This is a genomic window from Microbacterium sp. Be9 (assembly GCF_011754135.1).
In the GTDB taxonomy this organism is placed as follows: domain Bacteria; phylum Actinomycetota; class Actinomycetes; order Actinomycetales; family Microbacteriaceae; genus Microbacterium; species Microbacterium maritypicum_A.
Genome location: NZ_WNWT01000006.1, coordinates 521,724 through 547,155, shown reverse-complemented (window position 1 = coordinate 547,155; position 25,432 = coordinate 521,724). Strand labels below are relative to the sequence as shown.

At 70.0% G+C, this 25,432-nt stretch carries 28 protein-coding genes; 14 read left to right on the top strand and 14 right to left on the bottom strand.

Translation table 11 applies throughout. The features are described 5' to 3' along the window. The first annotated feature begins 93 nt into the window (after positions 1 to 93). Positions 94 to 471 (top strand): hypothetical protein, encoded by a 378-nt coding sequence (locus GLO27_RS13450; RefSeq protein WP_031206665.1) that lies wholly within the window; start codon positions 94 to 96, stop codon positions 469 to 471. Positions 472 to 498: 27 nt separating this feature from the next. Here GLO27_RS13450 and GLO27_RS13445 read toward each other — a convergent pair whose 3' ends face one another. Continuing rightward, on the bottom strand, positions 499 to 1,179 hold the full coding sequence (locus GLO27_RS13445; protein WP_208323792.1) for a TrmH family RNA methyltransferase: 681 nt from the start codon (positions 1,177 to 1,179) through the stop codon (positions 499 to 501). Between the two features lie 152 nt (positions 1,180 to 1,331). Between GLO27_RS13445 and GLO27_RS13440 the strand changes: the two genes are divergently transcribed. Together GLO27_RS13440 and GLO27_RS13435 are read left to right on the top strand one after the other, a co-directional pair. Next, entirely contained in the window at positions 1,332 to 2,600 is a 1,269-nt protein-coding gene (locus GLO27_RS13440; RefSeq protein ID WP_167256177.1) for an Nramp family divalent metal transporter, read from the top strand. A 19-nt stretch (positions 2,601 to 2,619) separates the two neighbouring features. After that, positions 2,620 to 2,919, top strand: a complete 300-nt coding sequence (locus GLO27_RS13435) for a hypothetical protein (protein ID WP_021198238.1) — start codon at positions 2,620 to 2,622, stop codon at positions 2,917 to 2,919. A gap of 31 nt (positions 2,920 to 2,950) precedes the next feature. Here the strand turns inward: GLO27_RS13435 and GLO27_RS13430 are convergent, their stop codons facing one another. Beyond that, positions 2,951 to 4,396 carry a Na+/H+ antiporter NhaC family protein gene (locus GLO27_RS13430; RefSeq protein WP_167255320.1) on the bottom strand — a complete coding sequence of 482 codons (1,446 nt, stop codon included), beginning with the start codon at positions 4,394 to 4,396 and terminating at the stop codon, positions 2,951 to 2,953. A gap of 82 nt (positions 4,397 to 4,478) precedes the next feature. Then, positions 4,479 to 6,092 carry an amidohydrolase gene (locus GLO27_RS13425; protein ID WP_167255318.1) on the bottom strand — a complete coding sequence of 538 codons (1,614 nt, stop codon included), beginning with the start codon at positions 6,090 to 6,092 and terminating at the stop codon, positions 4,479 to 4,481. 83 nt (positions 6,093 to 6,175) lie between these two features. Between GLO27_RS13425 and GLO27_RS13420 the strand changes: the two genes are divergently transcribed. From GLO27_RS13420 to GLO27_RS13400, 5 genes are read left to right on the top strand one after another with little or no spacing between them, the layout of a single operon-like run. After that, positions 6,176 to 6,832 (top strand): TetR/AcrR family transcriptional regulator, encoded by a 657-nt coding sequence (locus tag GLO27_RS13420; RefSeq protein ID WP_021198235.1) that lies wholly within the window; start codon positions 6,176 to 6,178, stop codon positions 6,830 to 6,832. Positions 6,833 to 6,841: 9 nt separating this feature from the next. Beyond that, on the top strand, positions 6,842 to 7,474 hold the full coding sequence (locus GLO27_RS13415; protein WP_029259444.1) for a metal-dependent transcriptional regulator: 633 nt from the start codon (positions 6,842 to 6,844) through the stop codon (positions 7,472 to 7,474). 54 nt (positions 7,475 to 7,528) lie between these two features. After that, positions 7,529 to 8,341, top strand: a complete 813-nt coding sequence (locus GLO27_RS13410; RefSeq protein WP_021198233.1) for an HAD-IIA family hydrolase — start codon at positions 7,529 to 7,531, stop codon at positions 8,339 to 8,341. A 3-nt stretch (positions 8,342 to 8,344) separates the two neighbouring features. Beyond that, a complete protein-coding gene (locus tag GLO27_RS13405; protein ID WP_029266332.1) occupies positions 8,345 to 8,923 on the top strand; it encodes a YdeI/OmpD-associated family protein in 579 nt (192 codons plus the stop codon). After that, on the top strand, positions 8,920 to 9,087 hold the full coding sequence (locus tag GLO27_RS13400; RefSeq protein ID WP_021198231.1) for a hypothetical protein: 168 nt from the start codon (positions 8,920 to 8,922) through the stop codon (positions 9,085 to 9,087). Before GLO27_RS13405 ends, GLO27_RS13400 begins: the two co-directional genes overlap by 4 nt. Before the next feature lie 25 nt (positions 9,088 to 9,112). Here GLO27_RS13400 and GLO27_RS13395 read toward each other — a convergent pair whose 3' ends face one another. The 9 genes from GLO27_RS13395 to GLO27_RS13355 form a co-directional block, all read right to left on the bottom strand. Then, the gene (locus tag GLO27_RS13395; RefSeq protein WP_167255317.1) at positions 9,113 to 10,741 is read right to left on the bottom strand and encodes an ABC transporter ATP-binding protein; all 1,629 of its coding nucleotides are present in this window, start codon (positions 10,739 to 10,741) and stop codon (positions 9,113 to 9,115) included. Further along, the gene (locus GLO27_RS13390; RefSeq protein WP_167255315.1) at positions 10,738 to 11,841 is read right to left on the bottom strand and encodes a serine hydrolase domain-containing protein; all 1,104 of its coding nucleotides are present in this window, start codon (positions 11,839 to 11,841) and stop codon (positions 10,738 to 10,740) included. Before GLO27_RS13390 ends, GLO27_RS13395 begins: the two co-directional genes overlap by 4 nt. Next, positions 11,838 to 12,971, bottom strand: a complete 1,134-nt coding sequence (locus tag GLO27_RS13385) for a dipeptide epimerase (RefSeq protein ID WP_167255313.1) — start codon at positions 12,969 to 12,971, stop codon at positions 11,838 to 11,840. The genes GLO27_RS13390 and GLO27_RS13385 overlap by 4 nt, the downstream gene beginning before the upstream one ends. 47 nt (positions 12,972 to 13,018) lie before the next feature. After that, positions 13,019 to 13,522, bottom strand: a complete 504-nt coding sequence (locus GLO27_RS13380; RefSeq protein WP_021198227.1) for a GNAT family N-acetyltransferase — start codon at positions 13,520 to 13,522, stop codon at positions 13,019 to 13,021. Continuing rightward, entirely contained in the window at positions 13,519 to 14,709 is a 1,191-nt protein-coding gene (locus GLO27_RS13375; RefSeq protein WP_029259438.1) for an anhydro-N-acetylmuramic acid kinase, read from the bottom strand. Before GLO27_RS13375 ends, GLO27_RS13380 begins: the two co-directional genes overlap by 4 nt. Further along, the gene (murQ, locus tag GLO27_RS13370) at positions 14,709 to 15,614 is read right to left on the bottom strand and encodes an N-acetylmuramic acid 6-phosphate etherase (protein WP_021198225.1); all 906 of its coding nucleotides are present in this window, start codon (positions 15,612 to 15,614) and stop codon (positions 14,709 to 14,711) included. The genes GLO27_RS13375 and murQ overlap by 1 nt, the downstream gene beginning before the upstream one ends. Continuing rightward, a complete protein-coding gene (locus tag GLO27_RS13365; protein ID WP_021198224.1) occupies positions 15,611 to 16,498 on the bottom strand; it encodes an ABC transporter permease in 888 nt (295 codons plus the stop codon). Before GLO27_RS13365 ends, murQ begins: the two co-directional genes overlap by 4 nt. Continuing rightward, positions 16,495 to 17,466: an ABC transporter permease gene (locus GLO27_RS13360; RefSeq protein ID WP_021198223.1), complete on the bottom strand. Its 972-nt coding sequence runs from the start codon at positions 17,464 to 17,466 to the stop codon at positions 16,495 to 16,497. Before GLO27_RS13360 ends, GLO27_RS13365 begins: the two co-directional genes overlap by 4 nt. A 66-nt stretch (positions 17,467 to 17,532) precedes the next feature. Then, on the bottom strand, positions 17,533 to 19,080 hold the full coding sequence (locus tag GLO27_RS13355) for an ABC transporter substrate-binding protein (RefSeq protein WP_021198222.1): 1,548 nt from the start codon (positions 19,078 to 19,080) through the stop codon (positions 17,533 to 17,535). 165 nt (positions 19,081 to 19,245) lie between these two features. Here GLO27_RS13355 and GLO27_RS13350 point away from each other — a divergent pair, with 165 nt between their 5' ends. From GLO27_RS13350 to GLO27_RS13335, 4 genes are all read left to right on the top strand, one after another. Then, positions 19,246 to 20,148, top strand: a complete 903-nt coding sequence (locus GLO27_RS13350; RefSeq protein WP_029266345.1) for a MurR/RpiR family transcriptional regulator — start codon at positions 19,246 to 19,248, stop codon at positions 20,146 to 20,148. After that, positions 20,145 to 21,293, top strand: a complete 1,149-nt coding sequence (locus GLO27_RS13345) for an MFS transporter (RefSeq protein WP_167255310.1) — start codon at positions 20,145 to 20,147, stop codon at positions 21,291 to 21,293. The genes GLO27_RS13350 and GLO27_RS13345 overlap by 4 nt, the downstream gene beginning before the upstream one ends. Before the next feature lie 136 nt (positions 21,294 to 21,429). Then, positions 21,430 to 21,669 (top strand): hypothetical protein, encoded by a 240-nt coding sequence (locus GLO27_RS13340; RefSeq protein WP_167255308.1) that lies wholly within the window; start codon positions 21,430 to 21,432, stop codon positions 21,667 to 21,669. A gap of 4 nt (positions 21,670 to 21,673) precedes the next feature. Further along, positions 21,674 to 22,009: a hypothetical protein gene (locus GLO27_RS13335; protein WP_021198218.1), complete on the top strand. Its 336-nt coding sequence runs from the start codon at positions 21,674 to 21,676 to the stop codon at positions 22,007 to 22,009. A 23-nt stretch (positions 22,010 to 22,032) separates the two neighbouring features. On the opposite strand, the gene GLO27_RS13330 is transcribed toward GLO27_RS13335, so the two are convergent. Together GLO27_RS13330 and pyrE are read right to left on the bottom strand one after the other, a co-directional pair. Next, positions 22,033 to 22,935 carry an ROK family protein gene (locus GLO27_RS13330; RefSeq protein WP_167255306.1) on the bottom strand — a complete coding sequence of 301 codons (903 nt, stop codon included), beginning with the start codon at positions 22,933 to 22,935 and terminating at the stop codon, positions 22,033 to 22,035. After that, the gene (gene pyrE, locus GLO27_RS13325; protein WP_046398842.1) at positions 22,932 to 23,534 is read right to left on the bottom strand and encodes an orotate phosphoribosyltransferase; all 603 of its coding nucleotides are present in this window, start codon (positions 23,532 to 23,534) and stop codon (positions 22,932 to 22,934) included. The genes GLO27_RS13330 and pyrE overlap by 4 nt, the downstream gene beginning before the upstream one ends. A 140-nt stretch (positions 23,535 to 23,674) precedes the next feature. On the opposite strand from pyrE, the gene GLO27_RS13320 reads away from it, so the two are divergent. Continuing rightward, the gene (locus GLO27_RS13320; protein WP_167255304.1) at positions 23,675 to 24,535 is read left to right on the top strand and encodes an exodeoxyribonuclease III; all 861 of its coding nucleotides are present in this window, start codon (positions 23,675 to 23,677) and stop codon (positions 24,533 to 24,535) included. Between the two features lie 11 nt (positions 24,536 to 24,546). After that, positions 24,547 to 25,356, top strand: coding sequence for an HAD family hydrolase (locus GLO27_RS13315; RefSeq protein ID WP_167255302.1), 810 nt, complete (start codon positions 24,547 to 24,549; stop codon positions 25,354 to 25,356). Positions 25,357 to 25,432: the final 76 nt, after the last annotated feature.

Below are 25,432 nucleotides of genomic sequence, written 5' to 3'. Positions count from 1 at the left end.
ACTTCTTCACAACCGCTGGAATCCGCGGAATACTACGTCGCCTGCCCCTGGCGCCCTCGACGATGATCGGGGGACACTGAAGGGATGCTGGGGATGACCGAACCACAGGTCTGGACACTGATCGGCGTCTTCGCCGCGGGGATGTTCGGCACCATCACACTGATCTCGACGATGTTCCTGCGCACGATGCAGAACGGGTTCGACGGCGTGCGCACGGAGATGCGGAACGAGTTCGCGAGCGTGCGGACCGAGATGCGAAACGAGTTCGCGAGCGTGCGGACAGAGATGGGAAACGAGTTCGCGAGCGTGCGGACCGAGTTCCGGAACGAGTTCGCGAGCGTACGCACGGAGACCGGCAGCGAGTTCGCCGGCGTGCGCACGGAGATCCGGACGGTGCATGAGCGCATGGACCACCTCGATCGCGACGTCAACGCGATCTACCGTCATCTCTTCGGCATCGACCGCGGGTGACCTCGGGCGCTGTCGAGATGGCGAGGGTCAGGCCGCGTATCTCCGGCACCACTCGTACATGATGACGGCCGCCGCGGCACTGGCGTTGATCGAGCGCGTCGAGCCGTACTGCGTGATCTCGATGTGGGCGGAAGCGGCGGCGAGCGCTTCCGCGGAGAGCCCCGGGCCCTCCTGGCCGAACAGCAGCACGCAACGCTGTGGCAGGTCGGCCTTGTCGACGGGCACTGCGCCGTCGACGTTGTCGACCGCGATGATCGGAACCCCTTCGGCCGCGGCCCATGCGGCGAACGTCTCGACGTCTTCGTGATGCACGACGTGCTGGTAGCGGTCGGTGACCATCGCCCCGCGCTTGTTCCAGCGGCGGCGGCCGATGATGTGCACGGTGTCGGCGAGGAACGCGTTGGCGCTGCGCACGATCGACCCGATGTTCATGTCGTGCTGCCAGTTCTCGATCGCGACGTGGAACGGATGCCGCTGGGTGTCGAGGTCGGCGACGATCGCCTCCATGCGCCAGTAGCGGTAGCGGTCGATCACATTGCGGGTGTCGCCGGAAGCCAGCAGCTCCTGGTCGTACTCCGCACCTTCGGGCCAGGCCTCCTCGCCCCCGGGCCAGGGCCCGACGCCGTAGCCGGGTTGAGCGATCGAACCCGTGCTCACCGCGCCCACGGGGGCATCGGGACTCGTGCTGTGCGGGGCGGCGTCATCCATCCCGCCAGGCTATCGCCGTCGCATCCCCGTTCGAATCGCGCAACTGGCCCCATCCCGGCCACATATGCGGCAATTCGCGCGACTCGAAAGATATTTAGGTACGCCGAAAAATACGCTACGGTTTCGGTGTGCCTAAAAATTCCGCCGCCTCGATGACGACACCGTCCGCACCCCCGGGTCGGGCCCCCCGCAGCCTGTGGCTACTCGGCCCCGCGCTCGTCGCGGGTGTCGCCTATCTCGACCCCGGCAACGTCGCCAGCAACATGACCGCGGGGGCCCAGTACGGCTACCTGCTGGTGTGGGTCGTGCTCGCCGGCAACGTGATGGCGTGGCTGATCCAGTACCTCTCCGCGAAACTGGGCGTCGTCACCGGGCAGAGTCTTCCCGAGGTGCTGGGGGCGCGACTCAAGCACCGGTGGGCACGCCGCGCGTACTGGCTGCAGGCCGAGCTCGTCGCGATGGCCACCGACCTGGCCGAGGTCATCGGCGGCGCCGTGGCACTGAACCTGCTGTTCGATGTGCCGCTGCTGCTCGGCGGCCTGATCACCGGTGCCGTCTCGATGATCCTGCTCACAGTGCAGAGCCGGCGCGGCGCCCGCCCGTTCGAGTTCGTGATCATCGGCCTCATGGCGATCATCACGATCGGATTCGTCGCCGGCGTCTTCGTGGCCCCGCCGGACCCGGCAGGCGTGCTCGGCGGAATGGTCCCCCGTTTCGAAGACACCGGGTCGGTCCTGCTGGCCGCGTCGATCCTCGGCGCGACGATCATGCCGCACGCGATCTACGCGCACTCCTCGCTGGCCCGTGACCGCTTCGGCGCCACGACCTCCCATGCCGGCGACGAGGCCGTGCGCACCGAGACCTCGCGCATCCGCCGCCTGCTCACGGCCACCCGATGGGACGTCTCGATCGCCATGGTGATCGCCGGGTCCGTGAACCTCTGCATCCTGCTGCTCGCCGCCGCGAATCTCGCCGGCGTCGAGGGGACCGACTCACTGGAGGGCGCGCATGCCGCGCTCGCCGCCGGACTCGGGCCGGTCGTGGCGACCTTCTTCGCCGTGGGTCTGCTCGCCTCGGGCCTGGCATCGACCTCGGTGGGCGCCTATGCAGGAGCGGAGATCATGCACGGCCTGCTGCACGTGCGCATCCCTCTGCTTGCTCGTCGACTCGTGACGCTGATCCCCGCGCTCGTGATCCTGGGCATCGGCTTCGACCCCACGCTCGCCCTGGTCCTGAGCCAAGTGGTGCTCTCGTTCGGCATCCCGTTCGCGCTGATCCCCCTGGTCGTGCTCACCGCGCAGCGGCGCACGCTCGGGACCTGGGTCAACCGGCGATGGACGACGGCTGCGGGGGTCGTCGCCTCCGTGCTGCTGATCGCGCTCAACGGCGCCCTGCTCTGGCTGGTGCTGACGGGAGCGTGAGCCCGGATAGGCTCGAAGCATGTCTGCCGAGAACGCCCGTCGCAACGTCCGCATCCTCACCTGGATCGGCTTCGCGACGGGCGTGATCGGCGGCGTGCTGATCGCGTTCCCGAACGTCATCGGCCTCGCCAGCCCGTGGGTCCAGCTCGCACTCGGCGTCGCCACCCTCGTCCTGGCGTTCCGAGCACGCAAGATCGGGATGACCGAGATCGAAGGGTTCGACGGCCGGCTCTCGCTGGCCGCCGCCCTCCTCGGATTCCTCATCCTGTTCTTCGCCGGTCAGGCCGCGTTCGGCATCCTCGTCGCCGTCGCGAACTGACTCGTCGCCATCGCGAACCGAGCCGCCCCGTCTACGCCGTGACGAAGCCCGTCACCAGGTAGAGCACGAACGACAGCCCCGCGGCGATGCCCGCATAGGGCAGGATCGCGAGCATGAGGTTGATCGGCTTGATGCCGATCGATCGCGACGCGAGGATGATGCCGTCGCCGTAGAGGCAGGTGGTGCTGCCCAACGCCGCCCCGGAGAACACCGCGGCGCCCGCGAGGATCGGATCGGCACCGAGCGCGAGCGCCAGCGGGAGCACGACCGGGGTGATCACCGCGGCGAGATCCCAGAACGACCCGGTCGCGTACGCATAGATGCCGCACACCGCGAACACGATCGCCGGCAGCAGCGCCGGGGTGAGCACGGGCTCGGTGACCTGGATCACGAACTCGGCCAGCTGCAGGGTGATGTTCATCTCCTGCACCATGAACGCGAGGACCGTCAGGATCATCACGAACAGCATGCTCTCGATGCCCTCGAGCGCGGCATCCAGCACCCCACGGATGCGGAGTCGGCGCTGCACGAGCACGATCACGATCGTCACGGCGAGAGACGCGGCGGTGCCGGCGACGACGTTGGCGTTCGTCGCGATCGTCACTCCGACGAGCACGGCCATGGCGATCAGGAAACCCCACGGCTGCGGCTTGCGGTCGGTCTCGGTCGAGGTCGCGAGCGCCGTCGCGACACGCTGCGCGGTCGAGCCGTCGGGGTCGTCGACCTTCAGCTCGGCCAGGAGCGCCGCGCCTTCGGCCCGTCGCTCGTCGTCGGTGGTGCCGAGCGGGAAGACGTCGCCGTCCCGCTCCGCCCGGATCGCGTCACGCTTGATCGCGCCGAGCTTCGGTAGCCAGCCGATGCTCATGAGAAGCGCGACGGCGAGAGCCGCCCAGCCGAAGAAGATGAAGGGGATCGCCTGCAGGTAGGCACCGAACCCGGTGCCTCCGACCGTGACCCCCTGCGCCTCGAACAGTCCGGAGAAGAACAGCGCCCACGTCGAGACCGGGATCAGGACGGCGATCGGCACGGCCGTCATCTTCATGATCGCGCCGAGCTGCGTGCGCGGCACCCGGTAGCGGTCGGTGACCTGCTTCATCGACGTGCCCGTGGTGAGCACGTTCAGGTAGTCGTCGACGAACAGCACGACCGACAACAGGAACGTCAGCACCATCGACTTGCGGCGGGAGGTGACGAACCGCTCAGCCCAGTTCGCGAAGTCCGTCACGATGCCGGACTTCTCGAACAGCATCATCAGGATGCCGAACAGCGCGACGATCAGCAGCAGCCACTGCGCCGTCTCGTTGGAGAGGGCTTTTCCGGTGTATTCGACCCAGACGTCGAAGCCGCCCCAGCCGCCGAGGATCAGTGCCCCGGCGACGGTGCCGCAGAACAGGGCGAAGAGGGTGCGTCTGGTGGCGACCGCGACGATCAGGATCACCACGATCGGGAGGAGCGCGAGAGCGCCGAATTCAGGCATTGGAGTCACCTCAGTGTGAAGGGGGGTACGAATCCGAAGGGAGAGCGCGGGAAGGTGCGGGAGGGTGCGGTCGAGCCCGGGGTCAGGGCTCGGTGCCACCGACGACGGTCCCCTGCACGGGGAGGTCGGGGAGGTCGTCCGGGGAGACGTGCAGCGGGTTCTCCGCCCACACGGCGTAGTCGGCCCGGAACCCGGGGGCGATGCAGCCGAGGTCGGCATCTCCCTGGGCCCGGGCGGCGCCGACGGTGTATCCGTGCAGCGCCTGGTACGGGGTGAGCACCTGGTCGGGCTCGAAGACCGGGGCGTCGGGGTCGCCCGGGCGGCGGCGCAGCATCGACCACGCGAGGCCGATGCGGGCATCGTTCTGCGCGATGGGCCAGTCCGACCCGAGGGCGAGGGGCGCCCCGGCCTCCCAGTAGTCGCGCACACGCCAGGCGCGAGCCGCACGCACGGGCCCGAGCCTGCTCGACCAGTCATCCGAGCCGTCGGCCTTGCGCCACTGCATGTGCAGGGGCTGCATCGAGGCGGTGATCCCGGCTGCGGCGATACGGGCCACGTCGCGGTCGGTCGTGGTCTCGAGGTGCTCGATGCGGTGCGGAGCTCCTGCGGCGCTGCGCACCCCGGCCGCGAGATAGGCGTCGACGACTTCCCCGACGGCCCGGTCGCCGATCGCGTGCGTCGCCACCTGGAATCCGGCCTCGGCGTATCTGCGCACGGTGCGGGCATAGGCGGCCGCGTCCTTCCAGAACGGCTCCAGGCCCGCGCCCGCGCTGTCGGGTTCGTGCAGCCAGGCGGTGCCGGTCTCGACCACGCCGTCGGCGTAGAGCTTGACCACGCCCCCGCGCCACCGGTCACCACGGCGGTCGCGCATCGCGAGGTTCGCGGCGGTCCGATCCTCGTCGAAGCCGGGCTCGTGGTCGATGGCCGAGACGATGCGGATCGGCAGCCCCGGCCCCTGCTCCAGGGCGTCGAGCAGTGCGAGCGTGGCGAAGCCGCCATCCATGATCGTGCCGCCGGTGAGGCCGGAGTCGCGCAGGCCGCGCAGCAGATCATGGCCGACCGCGAGGGTCTGATCGCGGGTCAGTGCCGGGGCGCTCAGTCGCACGGGCTCATAGGCGCCGAGCTCGCGCAGTTCCCCGGTCGGGCGGCCATCGGCATCGACGACGACGCAGGACGAGTCCTCGAACTCGCGTGCGCGGGTGATGCCCGCACGCTCGAGCCCGGCACGACTGGCGAGGGCGGTGTGGCCGTCGAACACGATCAACAGTGCGGGGAGTCCGCGCACCGCATCCTGGATCGCCTCCGCCGTCATGGGCAGCTCGTGGAACACGTCGTAGTCGAGGTTCCAGCCGCGCACCCACGGGTCGGCATCTTCGGCGAGCGCACGATCGGCCTCGGCGCGCAGCGCGGTCAGCAGCGCCGCGCCGGTGGTGAGACCGCCCAGGTCGATCCCGGCCGTCAGCTCGATCCCCTGGATCGGATGCAGGTGCGCGTCGATGAGGCCGGGGGTCACGGTCGCGCCGCCGAGGTCGCGCACGACGGTGCGGGGCCCGCGCAGCTCGCGGACCAGGGCATCGTCACCCACGGCGAGGAAGCGACCGTCACGCACCGCGAACGCGGTGGCATGCGGGCGGCGCGGGTCCATCGTCACCACGTGCGCGCCGGTGACAATGGTGTCGGCGTCGAAACCGGTCATGGCTGTACCTTCGTCGGTATTGGATCCTTCGGTATTGAAAGAGTTTCAATAAAATACCAGACGCCCGAGCAGAATCGAGCACGATGACGAAATCTCCGCGCAGCGTCGGCCGACCGTCGACCCGGGTGCTCACCGAGGAGCGCATCCTGAAGGCCGCGTTCGCCCTCAGCGCGCAGCGCACACCGCGCCAGTTCACGATGACCGCGCTCGCGGAATCCCTGGGCGTTCGCACCTCGGCGCTCTACCACCACTTCGCGAACCGCGACGCCGTGATCCGGGCCATGCGCGGGCAGGTCAGCCGCGCGCTCATCTCCCCCGTGCGGCACGAGATGTCCGTCGAGGAGGCACTGCTCACCTGGGCCCACAGCTACCGCGACGCCGCGATCGCCGCCCCCGAGGCCATGGTGATGCTGGCGACCTCACCGATCGATGCCGACGAGGGCTCGTTCGCCGACTACGAGCAGATCGCACGCCTGCTCGCGGACGACGGCTGGCCGACCGTCACCATCGTGGACGCCATCGTGGCGCTGGAGTCGTTCATCATCGGCTCCGCCCTGGATGCCCTCGCGCCCGCAGACAACATGGCCCCGGGTGCACTCGCGCCGGATTTCCCGACGTTCGCCGAGGCCGAGGCCGCCAGGGCGCAGCTCAGCACGGACCCCGCCCGCCGCACGTTCGAGATCGGGGTGCGGGCACTCATCCACGGACTCACCGCGTGGGCGCGCGACAGCACCACGTAGGCTGGACCGGTGGCATCCCCGGCAGCTGACGATTATCTGAAGACCGTCTACGCGCACACCGAGTGGCAGGACGCACCGATCACTCCCTCGGTGCTCGCCGCGAAGCTCGGCATCGCGCCGTCGTCCGTCACCGAGATGGTGAAGAAGCTCGCCGCCGCCGGCCTCGTCTCGCACGTGCCCTACGGCGCGGTGCGGCTGACGGACACGGGCACGGCGCGCGCCCTCGCGATGGTGCGCCGACACCGCCTGATCGAGACCTGGCTGGTGCAGGAGTTCGACTACGGCTGGGACGAGGTGCACGACGAGGCCGAGGTGCTCGAGCACACCATCAGCGACCGACTGCTCGAAGGCATCGACGCGCGCCTGGGACGCCCCCGCTTCGATCCGCACGGCGACGCGATCCCCGACGCCGACGGTCGCATCGAGCGCGTACCGTTCGTGCTGCTCGCCGACGCGCCGGTCGGGCACACGGGACAGGTGCTGCGGGTCGACGACCGCGACCCCGAGCTGCTCCGAGCCCTCGAAGCACTCGGACTGGCGGTCGCGTCGACCGTGACGGTCACGGCATCCGGGGCCGAGATCGACGGCACGGAAGCGGCGTTGCCCGATGGCGCGGCCCAGGTGGTCTGGCTGAGCGCCTAGCCACCGCCGCAACACGGTCAGGTGCGCGTCACCTCCGGCCTCTAGGCTGTGCTCATGGCACAACGTGACGACATCGAATGCTGGCTGACCGACATGGACGGCGTGCTCGTCCATGAGAACGACGCCATCCCCGGAGCCTCCGAACTGCTCGCCGGATGGGAGAGCGCGGGCATCCCGTATCTGGTGCTCACGAACAACTCGATCTTCACCGCGCGCGACCTGTCGGCACGCCTGCGCATCAGCGGGCTGCACGTGCCGGAGGAGCGCATCTGGACCTCGGCGCTCGCGACCGCCGACTTCCTGAAGCAGCAGCTCCCCGGCGGCTCGGCGTTCGTGATCGGCGAGGCCGGTATCCTCACCGCCCTGCACGACGCCGGCTTCATCATGACCGAGACGAACCCCGATTTCGTGGTCGTCGGCGAGACGCGCAACTACTCGTTCGAGGCGATCACCAAGGCCATCCGCCTCATCATCGGCGGCGCGCGCTTCATCGTCACGAACCCCGATGCCACAGGCCCGAGCACCGACGGACCGCTCCCCGCCACCGGAGCGATCGCCGCCCTCATCACCAAGGCCACCGGCAAGGAGCCGTACGTCGTCGGCAAGCCGAACCCGATGATGTTCCGTTCGGCGTTGAACAAGATCGGCGCGCACTCGAAGCGCACCGGCATGATCGGCGACCGCATGGACACCGACGTGGTCGCCGGCATCGAGGCGGGCCTGCACACGGTGCTGGTACTCACCGGCATCAGCGATCAGGCCGAGATCGAGAAGTACCCGTTCCGCCCCGACGAGATCGTGCAGTCCGTGGCCGACCTGCTGCCGCGGATCACCGAGACGATCACGACGGTGAAGACCAAGAAGTAGCCCATGGGCGCGCTCGACGACGGCGAACGGCTCAGGGCGGCGGATGCCGCGGCCTGGCGTGCCTGGCTCGCGGAGAACCATGAGCGCACGGCGGGCGTCTGGCTGCTCAGCGTGCGCGGATCGTCCGACGGCGTCGGCTACGAGGACGCCGTGCGGCAGGCACTCTGCTTCGGATGGATCGACGGCCCGGTGCGCGTGTTCGACGACGGCACGGGCGACCGCGCCAACGGTCAGTGGTTCTCTCCTCGTCGTCCCGGCAGCGGCTGGGCGGCCACGAACAAGGCGCGCATCGCGGAGCTCGAGGCCGAGGGGCTGCTGGCTCCCGCCGGTATCCGTGTGCTCGAGGTGGCGAAGGCGAACGGCTCCTGGACGGTTCTCGACGGACCGGAGGCCGGGATCGAACCCGAGGAGCTCTCCGCCGCGCTCGATGCCGTCCCCGCCGCACGCGAGAACTGGGACGCGTTCCCGAAGTCGGTCAAGAAGTTCGGCCTCACGCACATCGCGATGGCCAAACGGCCGGAGACCCGGTCCGCCCGCATCGCGAAGATCGTGGCGGATGCCGCGGAGGGGAAACGCCCATGAATCAGAACGACCTGCTGTTCCTCGTCGTCTTCCTCATCCTGCTCAGCTCGCTGACGGTGTTCATCGTGCAGTTCGTGCGCTCGCGCCGAGGACGCGGCGGCTCGGACGACGGGCGCGCCGGCTGGTGGGAAGGCCCCTGGGACGACGACGACCGCAGACGCTGAGTCTGCGGCCGCCGGAGAACCTCTGTCAGGACGCCAGCGAAGCCCCGGGGATCGCGGCCAGCAGCTCGCGCGTGTACGGGTGCTGCGGAGCGTCGAAGATGCGCTCGGGCGTGCCGCTCTCGACCACGACACCGCGCTGCATGACGTGCACCTCGTCGGAGATCATCCGCACCACAGCAAGGTCATGGCTGATGAAGAGGTAGCTCAGGCCCAGGCGCTTCTGCAGGTCGGCGAGCAGGTCGAGGATCTGCGCCTGCACCAGCACGTCGAGCGCCGACACCGCCTCGTCGAGCACCACGAGCTCGGGTTCGAGCGCCAGGGCCCGGGCGATCGCCACACGCTGACGCTGTCCGCCCGAGAGCTCGTGCGGCAGGCGCTCGGCCATGGCGGCCGGCAGCGCGACCTGCTCCAACAGCTCGAGCACGCGCGCGTGACGCGAGGCCGTGGTGCCGATGCGGTGCACGCGCAACGGCTCGGCGATCGACTGCTCGATCGAGTAGCGCGGGTCGAGCGAGGCATAGGGATTCTGGAACACCGGTTGCACACGACGACGCAGGGCGAACAGCTCCTTGCGGCGGAGCGTGGTGAGGTCGAGCCCGTCGAACAGGATCGAGCCGGACGTGGCGTCTTCGAGCCCGAGCACCATGTTCGCGGTGGTGGACTTGCCGGAGCCCGACTCTCCCACGATCGACACCGTGGTGCCGCGGCGGATCTCGAAGCTGACGCCGTCGACGGCCGTGAAGGTCTGCGGCTCCCCGGCCTTGGGCGCGCGGAGGGCGAACTCCTTGCGGAGGTTCCGGATCTCGACGAAGGGCGTGCCCGTGGCGGCCTCGCGCTGCGGCAGCGCATCCCGGCGCGAGGCGAGGCTCGGGGCCGCGGCGAGCAGCTGCCGGGTGTACTCGTGCTGCGGGGCGCCGAGCACCTGCGCCGAGGTGCCCTCCTCGACGACGCGGCCGCGGAACATCACGACGATGCGGTCGGCGCGCTCGGCGGCGAGGGCCAGGTCGTGCGTGATCAGGAACACCGCGGTGCCGAGCTCGTCGGTGAGCGTGTCGAGCTGGTCCAGGATGCGTCGCTGCACGGTCACATCGAGGGCGGAGGTGGGCTCGTCCGCGATCAGCAGGCGCGGCTTGCAGGCCAGACCCATCGCGATCAGCACGCGCTGGCGCATGCCGCCGGAGAACTCGTGCGGGTACTGGTGGGCGCGCTGCGCGGCATCCGCGATCCCCACCATCTCGAGCAGCTCGACGACCCGCGCCTTCGTGGCATCGCCGTGTGTGTGGCCGTGCACCTCGAGCGCCTCGCCGATCTGCTCGCCCACGCGCATGAGCGGATTGAGGTTCGACATCGGGTCCTGCGGCACGAGGCCGATCCCGGCGCCGCGCAGGGAGATCATCGCGTTCTCGGGCAGGTCGGTCAGCTCGCGCCCGTCGAAGCGGATGCTGCCGGCCGTGATCACCCCGTTCTCGGGGAGCAGACGGTTGACCGCAGCCGCGGTGGTCGACTTGCCCGACCCCGACTCGCCCACGATCGCGACCGTCTCACCGGCGGCGATGTCGATGTTCACGTCGCTGATCGCGGTGACCAGCTCGGAACCGGTCCGGAAGGCGACGGCGAGGCCGCTGATGCTCAGCACGGGCTCGGTGGTGCTCATGGTGTTCTCGTTCCTTCGTTTTCGCGGAGAGGTTCGTGGTCGTCGAGGAGTGCGGGAAGCGCGGCGCGCCACAGCAGATCGGTCGGTGCGGGTGTGACCGCGAACAGGCGGTTGGTCAGCAGCACGGCGGCTGCTCCCGTTCCCGGAACGAGCCCGAGGGCGCAGCCTGTGAATCCCGGGTGCCAGACCATGCGGGTCGGCCGCCCGGAGACGGCGATCGTCTCGCTGCGCCAGCCCAGCGCCTGCGCGGCATCCGGTCCGTCCCGGAACAGTTCGGCGACCGCATCCGGCCCCCACAGCTCCGGATGCCGCTCCGGAGCGGCGAGCGCCGCCCCCAGGGTCAGCAGGTCATCGACGGTGCTGAACAGCCCGGCGTGACCGGAGACGCCCCCGAACGCATGGAAGCAGTTGCCGTCGTTCGCGACGCCGGCGATCTCGCCGTCACGCCAGGCGAAGTCCTTGTCGACGGTGAGGATCGGATACGGCTCTCCGGTCGCGACCATGCGACGCTCGGCGGCGTCGCCCACGGCGGACGAGGCGACGGGGCGGTCGACGGGTCCGTACCCGGTGTGATCGAGGCCGAGGGGCGCGGTCACCAGTTCGCGCACCGCGGCATCCAGGGGCAGTCCGGTGACCGCCGCGACGATGCGGCCGAGGAGCATGAACCCGAGGTCGGAGTAATGACGACCTTCGTCGAGGCCGTAGCGCAGCGGGAGGGCGTCGGCGGCCGCAGCGGCATCACCGGCGTGCTCGCGGTCGAGGTAGAGCGGCTGCCACTCCCAGAGTCCTGCACGGTGCTGGAGCAGATGGCGCACGGTCGTGCCCGGGGCGCAGGCGGCGCCGGGCACGAAACGGTCGACCGGGTCGTCGAAGCCGAGGTCACCGCGGCTGACCAGTCGCAGGATCGCGGTCGTCGTCGCGGCGACCTTCGACACCGAGGCGATGTCGAAGGCGGTCTCGGTGGTCATCGGGGTTCCGGCGAGGTCCGCCAGACCACCCGCGGCGACGTCACGGCCCGCATCGGTCACGACACCGGCGACGGCGCCCCGCGGCGCGGCATCCGTCGCCAGAACAGCGGTGACGGCAACGGCGGCGGTCATGCGCGCACCTCCGAGCGGTCGACGAGGTCGACGAGGGTGTCGGGCCGGGTATCGGATGCGAGGGTGGTGATGCCCAGTCCGGTGCCCGATCCGGGTTCCAGCATGTCTCCGGACAGCGCCACGCCACCCACCACGGGCGAGCTCCGCAGCCACAACGCGGCATCCAGGTCGTGCACCACGTCGGGGGCGACAGCGGCGGCCAGGTGGGCGGCGGCCGTCACGCCGACGTGCGATTCCATCATGCAGCCGATCACCACGCCCAGACCCGCTGTGCGGGCGACTTCTGCCGCAACGAAGGCCTCGGCCAGGCCGCCGGTCTTGGCGAGCTTGATGTTCACGAGGTCTGCGGCACCACGGTCGGCGACGACCCGGACATCCCGCGCCGTGCGCACCGACTCGTCGGCCATGATCGGCGTGCCGACGGCGGCCGTGACCGCGGCGAGCGCGTCGAGGTCGTGCGCCGCGACCGGCTGCTCGACGAGTTCGAGCCCGAGCCCCTCGTCTTCGGCGGACCGGATCACCCGGATCGCGGTCTCGACATCCCAGGCCTGGTTGGCGTCGACGCGCAGCGTGATGCCAGGCCCGACCGCGGCACGCACGGCCCGGAGCCCGGCGATCGTGTCGTGCGCAGCGGACGCCTTGATCTTGAGGCATCCGAAGCCCGCGGCGACGTGCTCCTCGGAAACGGCTGCCAGCGCGGACGGCTCGCCCGCGGACAGGGTCATGTCGGTGCCGATGCGCGCGGGCGCCGGTGCGCTCGCGAGGCTCTGCGCAAGCGGGAGTCCGCGCTGCTGGGCGGCGAGGTCGGCGACGGCGCACTCGACCGCGCTGCGGGCCGCGGCATTGCCCCACACCGCACGGGCGATGTCGGCGGCGATCCCGGGGTCACCGGCGTTCCGTCCGAGCACGACCTCGGCGAGGGGCCCTGCCACCACGGCGGCAACGCTCGGCGGACTCTCCCCCGTCACGCGCCAGCTCACGGCGGCTTCGCCGTATCCTCGACGACCGTCGACGTCGCTCACCTCGACGAGCACGACGTCGAGGTGCTCCGTCTGCCGCACCGCCGTGACGAACGGACGCACCAGGGGCGACGGGACGCGGAGCACGCGGATGCGCTTCACGGCACTCATCTCAGGACTCCGCTCATCTCAGGACTCCGCTCATCTCAGGACTCCGCTCATGCCCACTCCTTGCGCATGCGCTGTTCGGGCTCACCGAACTCCGGCTGCGTGCGGGTGGCGCCGTCGGGGTGCCAGCCCTTCGCCTCGTAGAAGCCGATCGACGGCGCGTTCGCCGCGAACACCCACAGCGTTGCGGCCTCGGCGCCGGCGTCCCGCAGGTCTGCGGTCGCCTGCGCCAGTAGCGCACCGCCGATCCCACCGCCATGGGCGCGTGGCGAGACGTACAGGGAGTGCACGGCCCCGTCGATCCGCCCGTCGTCGGCAGTGGTCGCGGCGTACCGGGTGATCCCGACGATCCCGCCGTCGCGGACGGCCACGAGCACGACGCCGACCGGTTCGGCGAGCACCCGGCGCCACAGGGCCTCGGCACGCTCATCCGTCATCGCGTCGATCCCCGCGTCGGGGAGAACACCCCGGTAGCTCTCCCGCCAGCACGCGAGGAACACCTCGAGCACCCCGGACAGGTCGTCCGGGGTGGCGGGGCGCACCTGGAGGCTCACGATGCCGCGGCCTCCGTGAGCACGAGGGAGTCGATGGAGGCGACGGGTTCGGGCATCTGCAGCGGTCCGACACCGGGCGTGATGGTGCCGAGGATGCGCGGCTCACGCGCTCCGGTGCCGCCGGGGACGATCGCGGGGACGCCGTGCATCGTGGACCAGCCGATGAGAGCGAGGAGGATCGCCTCCTTGCTGTCGGCCGCGGCGCCCAGCTCGTCGGCCAGCACGACCTCGGTGTCCGGCAGCGCGGCGCGCAGTCCGTCGAGGATCAGCGGGTTGCGGCATCCGCCGCCCGACACGGCGAGGAACCCGATGCCGGCGGCCTCCACGTCCCGCGCGACCGTGCGGACCGTGAGCTCGGTGAGGGTGCGCACCACATCGGCGACCGGGATCTCCCGGTTCTGCGCGGCGAGGTGCTCGTGCACGTAGCCGAGGTGGAAGTGCTCCTTGCCCGTGCTCTTGGGCGGGGTGAGAGCGTAGTACGGGTCGTCGAGCAGAGCAGCCAGCAGCGCCTCGTCGACCTGACCGGTGCGGGCGATCGCGGCGTCGTCGTCGTAGCCGAGCGGGTTGAGGTCGTGCTCGACGATGACCGCGTCGACCAGTGCGTTCGCGGGGCCGATGTCGTACGCGACCAGGCCGTCCTGCCGCACCACGGTCATGTTCGAGATGCCGCCCAGGTTGAGGGCTGCAGAGACCCCGGCGCGCGAACGCAGCAGCAGCTCGTCGAGGAACGACACCAGCGGGGCGCCGTGGCCGCCGACCGTGATGTCGCGGATGCGGATGTCGGAGACCACGGGGGCGCCGACCTTCTCGGCGATCCAGGCCGGCTGCCCGATCTGCAGGGTGCCCAGCGCGTGCGCGCCGTCGACCCAGTGGTAGACGGTCTGCCCGTGCGAGCACACGGCATCGACACCACCGACCTCTGCCGCGATGTCGGCCGCGACCGCGGCGAACGCCTGCCCGATGAGGGTGTCGAGCTCCGCCACCTCGGCGAGCGTGGTCTGCGCCGGTGGCAGCGCAGCGATCAGGCGCGCCCGCAGCTCGGGGGCGTAGGGCACGCTCGTCGCCGCGAGCACCGTGCCGTGCAGATCCACGCCGTGGGCAGTGAAGCCGCCACTGGTCGTGAAGTCGACGACGGCGGCATCGATCCCGTCGTGCGAGGTGCCGGAGATCAGTCCGAGGACGCGCATCAGTTCTCCTCCAGTGCAGTGCGCAGCCGACCGTCGGCCGCGTCCAGTCGTGCGGTGGCCGCAGCGAGGTCCTCGCCGCGGCGGATCATGATCGACGCGAGCTTCACGTCGTATGAGGTCGCCTCCAGTGCCGCCTTCGCCGCGCCCCGATCGACATCCGCGATGGTCTGCACCATTCGGATCGCCCGCTCGCGGAGCTTGTGGTTGGTGGCCTTCACGTCCACCATCAGGTTGCCGTAGGCCTTGCCGTTCCGCACCATCGAGATGGTCGAGAACATGTTGAGCACGAGCTTCTGGGCCGTACCCGACTTGAGCCGCGTGGAGCCGGAGAGCACCTCGGGGCCGACCTCGACCTCGATCCCGTGCTCCGCCGCCGCGCTCAGGGCGGTCCCGACGTTGCAGGAGAGACCGATGCTGAGGGCACCGCGTTCGCGCGCCCGACGGACGGCGGCGATCACGTAGGGCGTGCGTCCGCTCGAGGCGATCCCGATCACGGTGTCGAGCGGACCGATGCCCGCGGCATCGATGGCCGCTGCGCCCGCTTCCGCGTCGTCCTCTGCTCCCTCGACGGGGTTCACGATCGCGCCCGGCCCTCCGGCCATGATCGCGAACACCAGCTCGGGCGGAGTGCTGAAGGTGGGCGGGCACTCCGAGGCGTCGAGCACGCCGATGCGGCCGGGGGTGCCCGCGCCGACGTAGACCAGGCGTCCGCCCTGCGCCATGCGATCGGCCGTCGCCTCGATCGCGGGCACGATCTGCGGGAGGGCGCGCTGCACCGCGGCGGGCACCGTGGCATCCGCCTCGTTCATGGTCTGCGCGAGTTCGGCGACGCTCATGAGGTCGAGCTCCGCATAGCGGGGATCGCTGGCCTCCGTGGCCAGTCCGCCGAGATCCTCCATGGTCATCGCTTTCCTCTGTTCCGGGGATCGAGGCTGTCGCGCAGCCCGTCGCCGAGCAGGTTCAGTCCGACGACGAGCAGCACCACGATCACGCCGGGCGCGATCATGGTCCACGGGGCGATCGTGACGAGCGTGCGCGCCTCGAAGATCATCGAACCGAGCGAGGGTGCGGGCGGCGGCGTGCCGAGTCCGAGGAAGCTCAGCGAGGCCTCGGTGAGCACAGCCCACGAGAGCGAGAGCGTGACCTGCACGATGATGATCGACGTGATGTTCGGCAGCACGTGGCGGAACATGGTCGCCATGCGGCTCTGGCCGGTGCTCTTGGCGGCCTTGACGTACTCGACCTCGCGCAGCGACAGCACGGGCCCGCGGGTGACGCGGATGAAGATCGGCACGTAGACGATCGCGATGGCCACGGCGATGGTGAACCAGTTGCGCTCGAACACCGAAGCCAGCGAGAGCGCGAGCAGCAGCGGTGGGAAGGCGAACAGCACGTTCGTGACCGCGGTGATCGCCCCGTCGGAGAAGCCGCGGTAGAACCCGGCGATGAGTCCGCAGACGGTGCCGACCACGGTCGCAAAGGCCACGGCGACGACCGAGATCAACGCCGAGTTGGCGACGCCGGCGGCGACGCGGGAAAACACGTCGCGCCCGAACTGATCGGTGCCGAACCAGTGCACGGCCGACGGCGGCTGCAGGCGGGACGGCGGGTCCTGCGCGAGCGGGTCGAAGGGCAGCAGGCCGAACGCCGAGACGAGGCTGAGCACGGCGAGCAGGACCACGATGATGAGGCCGGTGAGTCCGCTGCGGCTGCGCAGCAGGAGACGCACGCGCTCCATGGTGCGCCCGCCGCCGGGGGCGAGGGCCGGGGTCTGAGAGATGTCGGTCATGCGGCACGCACCCGAGGATCGATGACCCGGTACAGCAGGTCGGTGAGCAGGTTGACGATGACGAAGGCGAGCGCGATCACGAGCACGGTGCTCTGCACGAGCGCGTACTCCTTCTGCTGGATGCCGAGCAGCACCTGGCGTCCGATGCCGGGGAGCGAGAAGATCTGCTCGACCACGACGGCACCGCCGAGGAGGTAGCCGAACTGCAGGCCGGTCATCGTGACGATGGGCACGAGAGCGTTGCCGAGCACGTGGCGCACCTGCAGGCGACGCGGAGGGACGCCCTTCGCCCTGGCGGTGCGGATGAAGTCGTTGGAGCGGATCTCGAGCACGGCCGTGCGGGTGGTGCGCATGATCGGTGCGGCGATGCCGAAGCCGAGCACGATCGAGGGCAGCAGCATCTGCTGGAGGTTCAGCAGCGGATCCTCGAACAGCGTGGCGTAGGCCTGGCCGTTCGGGTTGAAGCCGAACGACGAGGCGAGGATCGCCAGGAGTGCCGTGCCGAGCAGGAACGCGGGGATGGAGAGACCGGCGAGGCCGACGACCTGTCCGACGCCGTCGCGGAACGAGTCGGGCTTCGAGGCGGAGAGCATGCCGAGCGGGATGCCGATGGCCAGCGCGATCACGATCGAGAAGATCGCCAGCTCGAACGTCACGGGGAGGGCGGCGGCGGTGAGGTCGAGGACGCTCGTCTGCGCCCGGGACGAGAAGCCGAGGTTGCCGGTGAAGATGTTGCCCAGCCACGAGAAGAACTGCACGACGAGCGGCTGGTCGAGGCCGTAGTAGGACTCGAGGGCGGCGCGCTGCGAGGGCGTGAGAGCGGCCGCCTCGGTGCCGAGGCCGGAGCTGATCTGGTCGCCGGGGATGGCGCGCAGCATCAGGAAGACGAAGATGGCGACGCCGAGGAGCGTGCCGAGGGCTGCGAGGATGCGTCGCAGCACGCTGTTGCGGAGGAGCTGTCTGAACATGCGCGTGTGTGGGTGCCTGTCGTCGGGGAGGGAGGGGGCGCGGGGTGGCCGCGCCCCCTCGATCCGCTACTTGATGGAGGTGGTCCGCAGGTACTGCAGCGAGCCGTTCACCATCGGGACGAAGCCGTCGACGGTCGACGCGGTCGCCGTGTAGGTGTAGCTCGTGAACAGCCAGATCCACGCGGCGTTGTCCTCGAGGTTCTCCGAGACCTGCGCGTAGATGTCCTTCCGCTTGTCCGGGTCGGCTGTCTGGCGGCCCTCGGCGAACAGTGCGTCGAGCTCGGGCGAGGAGTAGCCGGCGACCTTGTTCAGGTTTCCGGTGCTCGTGAAGTACCGGCCGTACATGCCGTCGGGGTCGGGGCGACCGCCGTTGAGCGCGACCGCCGCGTCGAAGTCGGCCGCGATCCAGCGGTCGACGAACGCGCCCGACTCGAGCACCTCGAGGTCGAGCGTGATGTTCGCGTCCGCCAGCTGGGCCTTGAGGTTCTGCGCCTCGTTGACCGAGGTGGCGTACTCCCCCTGCGAGACGATCGTCTTGATGGTGACGCCGTCTTCCTTGCCCGCCTTCTTCAGGTACTCGGCGGCCTTGTCGAGGTCGCGCTCGGGGCACGGACGGGCATCCGGGTCGGACTTGTACGCGGGCGAAGTGATCGGGCCGGTGACCTCGCCCTCGCCGAGCGCAGCGGTGTCGAGCACCTCCTGACGGTCGATCGCGCACTGGATCGCGAGGCGCACGTTGACGTCGGTGAGGTCGCCGCGCGTGGCGTTCAGCTGCAGCGCGTGGTAGCTCAGCTGCGGGGTCGTGGCGACCTCCACATTGGCACCCTCGGCGGTCTGCGCGACCAGCGGGTCGTCGAACACGGCCAGCTGCACGTTGCCGGACTGCATCGCCGAGACGATCGACGACTCGTCGGGGATCACACGGAACTCGACGGTGTCGAGCAGCGCGGTGTCTCCCCAGTAGTCCTCGTTCTTGGCGAGCGTGATCGACTGGCTCGCCTTGCGGTCGTCGAGGATGAAGGGACCGGTGCCGTTCGGCGTGGTGTTCAGCCCCTCTTCGGTGTCGTCCGAGGACAGCATCGCCATGTTGATCACGGCGAGGTTCGCGGGGAGCGCGGCGTCGGGAGCGCTGAGGGTGAGGGTGACGGTCTTCTCGTCGGTGGCCTCGACCGCGGTGACCGAGGCGAGGGAGCTGCGCGCGACGGCGGCCGTCGCCTCAGCCGCGATCGCGTCGAGCGAGTACTTGACGTCTTCCGAACCGAAGGTGCTCCCGTCGGCGAACGTGACGCCCTCGCGCAGGTGGAAGGTCAGGGTGAGGCCGTCTTCGGAGACGTCCCACGACTCGGCGAGGCCGGGGACCACGTTGAGGTCCTCGTCGAACTCGGTCAGCGTGCCGTACAGGTTCTGCAGCACATTGACGGCCTGGAACTGGGTGGCCTTCCAGGGGAACAGGGTGTCCGGGTCGCTGGTGACGCCGATGACGAGGTCGCCGCCCGCCGCACCCTCGGAGGGCTTCGGGTCGGATGCGGGTGCGGAACACCCGGTGATGACGAGGGCGAAGGCGAGGCCCGTCGCCGTGAGAGCGCCGAGTGACGCCCAGCGTGCTGTGCTCATTGCTGGATCCTCCTGAATGTGACGCGCCGCCGTGGCGTCGGGTCAGGCGCTGTTGCCTGCCGCCCCGTGAACGTCGTCGGTCGTGGTTGGTACCAAAAGTACACGAAGGTCACTACAGATGTAACAGAAGTTCCTCTACTGTTATGAACAGTGATCGGAGACCCCATGCCTCATGAAGCCGCCCGCGACGATGCCGGCGCACACCCCGTCCTCGTCCGCATGCGCGCGATCCGCCCCGAACTGCGTCCGAGTGAACAGCGCATCGCCGATCTGTTCCTCGCCGACCCCGCGGGCACCGCCGGCCTCTCCGTCGCCGAGCTCGCCCAGCGCTGCGACACTTCGACCACCTCGGTCGTGCGGTTCTGCAAACGCCTCGGATACGAGCACGTGCGCGAGCTGCGCAACCACGTGCTGCGCGACGTCGAGCGCGAGACCTTCGACACGGCCGCGCTCCCCGCCGTCTCCGGCGACATCGACCGCAACGACACCCTGACCGACATCGTCGCGAAGGTGTCGCTCGCCGAGACGCTCTCCCTCGCCGACACCGCCAAGGTGCTCGACACCGATTCGCTGCGGGCCTCGGTCGACGCCATCACCTCGTCGACCAGGGTCGACATCTTCGGTGTGGGCGCGAGCTCCATCGTCGGACTCGACCTGCAGCGCAAGCTCACCCGTATCGGACGCACGGCGCTGGAGTGGTCGGACCCGCACGCGGCGTGGACCTCGGCGGCGACGCTCGGCCCCGGCAATGTCGCGATCGCGGTGTCGCACACCGGTGCCACCACCGACACGATCGAGTTCCTGCTGCTCGCCCGGCAGGCCGGAGCGACCACCATCGCGATCACGAACCACGCCGGCGCACCGCTGGCCGATCAGGCCGACATCGTGCTGACGACGGCCGCCCGTGAGACCGGCTTCCGCTCCGGCGCGCTCGGCAGCCGGATCGCCCAGCTCATGGTGGTCGACTGCATCTTCATCGGCGTCGCCCAGTCGAACTACGACCGCTCGATGGAGGCGCTGCGCGACACATTCGCCGCCGTGCACCGCGTGCGGACGGCGGGGGCGTGACCGACGGGATCGTACGCGCGCGGACGGGACTGTTCACCGCCTTCGCGGGTCTCGGGGTCACGGCCGCGTTCGTTCCCGCCATCCTCCCCTCCACCGAGCGGACGATCACGGCCGACCTCAGCGCCGCCGTGCCCGCGCTGTTCGCCGGGCTCCTGGTCGGGGTGCTGGCGTCGAGTCCGCTCCTGATGCGCCGGCCTCCGCGCACCGTGCTGATGCTCGGCAGCGCCCTCCAGGCCGCCGCGATCGTCACCGTGGCCCTGGCCGGCACGCCCGCCGTGTTCATCACCGCGGCTGTCGTCGCCGGGTTCGGGTTCGGGTTGGTCGAGGCCTCCGGGTCGGTCGCCGCGAAGTCCCTGTCGGTCGGCAGCGCGACGGGTCTGCTCAGCGCACTGCTCGGCACGGTGGCCGTCTGCGCCGCCGTCACCCCGCTGATCGTCGCCGCCGGCTCGGGTGTGCGTGCGACGCTCGGCATCCTGGCGATCGTTCCGCTGCTCACGATCGCGATGCTCACGGGGTCGGTGTCGCCGGATGCCCGCACCGCGGCTCCCGCGCGCCGCGACGTCCGCGGGCTGCTCGTGCTCCTGCCGTTCGCCGTCGCCCTCCCCCTCTACGTCGGCGTCGAGACCGTGCTCTCCGGCTGGTCGGCCGTGATCCCCGAGCGGATCCTCGGGGTCGACCCAGGCCTCGCCGCGCTGGGGACCTCGGCGTTCTGGACGCTGATGGCCGTCGGTCGCTTCGGCGCGGCGGCCCTGCGCCGTCTCTCCGTGTCACCGATCGCGATCCTCATCACCGCCACGGGCGCCGCCGCGATCCTGATGGCGGTCGCAGGACTGCTGGTGGCGTCCGCACCCGCGGGGGCACTCGTTGCATTGGCCGCCGTGGTCGTGCTCCTCGCCCCGAGCTACGGGCTCATCCTGGGCCTCGCGCTCGACCACCTCGACCCCGCTCGCAGCGCCGCGGTGACCGGCGCCCTCGTCGCGTGCGGAGCCGTGGGCGGCACCTTCGTGCCCGCCCTGATCCTCCTGATCGGTCGAGACCCGGCATCGAGCACGACGTTCCTCGTGTCCGCCGCCCTGTGCGCGCTCGTCCCGATGCTCGTGCTGGTCGCCGCACGATCGCCCCGGCCGACACCTGCTGCGGACTGACCTCCTCTCCACATCTCGCGGCGCCGGCAGCCTCTTCACAGATGCTGGAATACCGGCGCACACAGGGGCGACTGCGGCGTAACCTCGCTGACATACCTATCCGCAGCACACCCATCGGCAGTAAAGGAGAGCGCGCGTGTCCACCGAGGTCCTCACGATCGTCCTCAGCGCGATCGGCGTCGCGCTGACGATCACCACGGGCCTCTTCGCCGCCGGCACCTGGATGGTCCGCCGGGTCGACGACAGGATCGACGCGGTCGACGAGAAGCTCAGCACCCGCATCGACGCTGTGGCCGCCGACGTCACCGACCTCAAGATCTCCGTCGCCCGCCTCGAAGGACCCCCACGACACCTGCTCACCACGGGAAGAGGATGAGACCGTGACCACCGAGACCCTCACGATCGTCCTCAGCGCCATCGGCATCGTGCTCACCCTCGGCACCAGCCTCTTCGCCGCCGGCGCCTGGATGGTCCGCCGGGTCGACGACCGCTTCGACACGGTGGAGCAGAAGCTGACCGACCGCATCGACGCCGTCGACGAGAAGCTCAGCGCACGCATCGATGCCGTCGACGAGAAGCTGACGGCTCGCATCGACGCCGTCGATGAGAAGCTCAGTGCCCGCATCGACGCTGTGGCCGCCGACGTCACCGACCTCAAGATCTCCGTCGCCCGCCTCGAAGGACCACCACGACATCTGCTCGCGGCGCGCGGCTGATCAGCGCGTGCGGACGGACCTCCCTACCGCAGCACGAGGGCGGCGGCGCCGATGAGCGGCCCCTCGTCACCGAGCCCCGAGCGCACGACCCGGGTGCGACGCGAGTACTCATGCGCCGCGCTGCCGGTCAGAGCCTGCTGCACGAGGTCGATGTAGTCCGCCGACACCCGCGAGAATCCGCCGCCGATGGCGACCACGTCGAGGTCGACGAGGGTGGCGGCATCCGCGAGAGCCTCTCCCACCTCGCGCGCCGAACGTTCGATCGCCGCCCGCGCGACGAGGTCACCGGCAGCCGCATCCCGTGCGAGGTCTTCACCCGTGGCGCCTGTCCATCCCTGCCGCTGCGCCCAGGCCGCACTCGCCGGCCCTGAGGCGATCTCTTCGAGCGTCAGACCGCCTTCGCGACGGACCTGACCGAGGTGGCCGGCGTTGCCGGTGGCTCCGGGGATGTACGCACCGTTCGCGACGAAGCCCCCACCGACTCCGGTCGAGACGACGATCGACAGCGAGGCACCGGCCCCCTGCGTGGCCCCGAGCCAGGACTCGGCGAGCGCGAGTGCACCACCGTCGTGACCGAGCACGGTGGGCACGTCGCTCCCCATGACCGTGGATGCCGCCGCACGGACCGACTCCTCGAGCCTGAAACCACGCGCCAGAGGCATGTTCACGGGCATGATCGCGCCGGCGGTGCGGTCGATGGGGCCGGCGCTGCCGACTCCCGCTCCGACGAGCAGGGCGTCCGCGGGCAGAGCCGCGAGAGCATGTTCGACGATCGCGACCACCGAGGCGTCGAGCGACGCGAGTGTCGCTTCGCGACCGGTCGTCTGCCGGCTCCGGCTGCCCTCGACGAGCACGCCGTCCTCCGCGACGAGCGCGGCCTCCATCTTGGTGCCGCCGACGTCGACGGCCAGGGCGTAGCGGGTCACTGCGGGTCGAGTCCGAGGTCGTCGAGGTCGAAGGCCGCGCGCCACTCGAGGCCCTCGGCTTCGATCGCCGCCTGCGCACCGGTCTTGCGGTCGACGATCACGGCGACGGCGACGATCTCGGCGCCTTCCTTGCGCAGGGCTTCGACGGCCTTGAGCGCCGACTGCCCGGTGGTCGAAGTGTCTTCGAGCACGACGACGCGCTTGCCCTTGACATCGGCGCCTTCGATCTGGCGGCCGCGGCCGTGGTCCTTCGGCTCCTTGCGCACGACGAACGCGTCGAGCGGAGTGCCGGCAGCGACCGAGGCGTGCAGCACCGAGTTCGCGATCGGGTCGGCGCCGAGCGTGAGCCCGCCGACGGCCACGACATCGAGGTCGCCGATCAGGTCGAGCATGATGCGGCCGATCGCGGGAGCGGCACGGTGGTCCAGCGTGAGCTTGCGCATATCGACGTAGTACGTCGCCTTCTTGCCGCTGGAGAGGGTGAAGTCGCCGTGGAACACCGCCTCGTCCTTGATGAGGTCGAGGAGTGTCTGGCGGTCTGCGTCGAGTGCGGTCACGGCATCCAGTGTAGAAGCCTGGGACGCACTGCGCGGAGGCATGAGGTTTGACCGGATGCATGAACTCCCGGCCTTGCGGCTCATGCATCCGTCCGGCGGTAATGCAGGTGACCGCCATACAGGTCGCGGGCGACGGACCCAGCGCGGGCTCGTGTGTCGGATCTCGCAACTAGGCTGGAGGCATGCGCTTGGCCACCTGGAACGTCAACTCCATCCGCACCCGCGTCACCCGCACCGTCGAGTTCGCCGTCCGAGAAGACATCGATGTGCTGGCGATGCAGGAGATCAAGTGCAAGCCCGAGCAGTTCCCCTACGGGCCGTTCGAAGAGGCCGGCTACCACGTCGAGGTGCACGGCCTGAATCAGTGGAACGGCGTCGCAATCGCGAGCCGCCTGCCCGTCACCGATGTGCGCACGTCGTTCGACGGCATGCCGGGCTTCGCGAAGGGGCATGAGGGGCCGGATGCTCCGCTCGAGGCCCGCGCGCTCGGCGTGATGGTCGACGGGGTTCGGGTGTGGAGCCTGTACGTGCCCAACGGCCGCTCCCTCGAAGACCCGCACTATCTCTACAAGCTGCATTGGTTGGAGCAGCTGAAGAAGTCGACGGCCGCCGAGCTGTCGGCGAACCCCGACCTGCCGCTGGCCCTGGTCGGCGACTTCAACATCATTCCGTTCGACGTCGACAACGGCGATCCCGACATCGTGATCGGCCGGTCCACCCATGTCTCTCCGCAGGAGCGCGACGCGTTCTTCGCGTTCCAGGATGCCGGGGTGACCGACGTCGTGCGCCCGCTGATACCCGAAGGCTTCACCTATTGGGACTATCAGCGCCTGAAGTTCCCGCGCAACGAGGGCGTGCGCATCGACTTCGTGCTCGGCTCGCGCACGCTGGCCGAGGCCGTGCAGGGCGCGTCCATCCACCGCGACGAGCGCAAGGGCGAGCAGCCCAGTGATCACGTTCCCGTCGTCGTCGACCTCGATAGCCGCCGTCTCGGAACCGGCGGCGCCGATGACGACGACGACATGCCGATGATCTTCTCCTGAATGTCGACCCCATGAGTGTGCGCCTGATCGCCACCGATCTCGACGGCACCCTTCTCGATTCGACATCGACCGTCACCCCACGCACCCGCGCGGCTCTCGACGCCGCGCGCGCCCGTGGCATCCACGTCGTGCCGGTCACCGCCCGTCAGCCGGTCGGGCTGCGGGCCATCGCGGCGGATGCCGGGTTCGACGGCTGGGCGCTGTGCAGCAACGGCGCGTACGCGGTGCGCCTCGACGACGGGCGGATGCTGTTCGCCGAAGAGCTTCCCGCTGACACGATCCGCACGCTGGCCGAGGCTCTGCGCGCGAGCATCCCCGGCCCGCTGTTCGCAAGCGTGCGCGACGCCGGCGAGACGTTCGTGGCACAAGACGGCTACGCCGCGATCGCCGCTCTCGCCGACCACAAACGCGACCCTGCGACCATGGGCGGCGTGCCTCTGGAGCAGGTGCTCGCCGCTCCCAGCCTGAAGTTCGTGATCCGACACCCCGAGCTCGCGCCCGACGCGCTGTTCGACGTGGTGCGCTCACTCGGACTCACCGGCTTCGAGGCCACGCTCTCCGGAGCCCCGTTCGTCGAGGTCATGGCCGAGGGCGTCACCAAGGCGACGGGCCTCGCCCGGCTCTGCGACCACCTCGGCATCGACCGCGCCGACGTGGTGGCCTTCGGCGATGCGCTCAACGACGTCGAGATGCTCCGCTGGGCAGGTCACGGGGTCGCGATGGCCGACGCCGAACCTCCGGTGAAGGACGCAGCCGACGAGACGACCACCTCGAACGACGACGACGGTGTGGCACGAGTGATCGAGCGGCTGCTCGACTGACACGATGTTGCCCGACTGGTCATCGCCTCGGGCCCGTGCCTGAGCCTGGCCGCCGAGATCCATGGCGACGGATCAC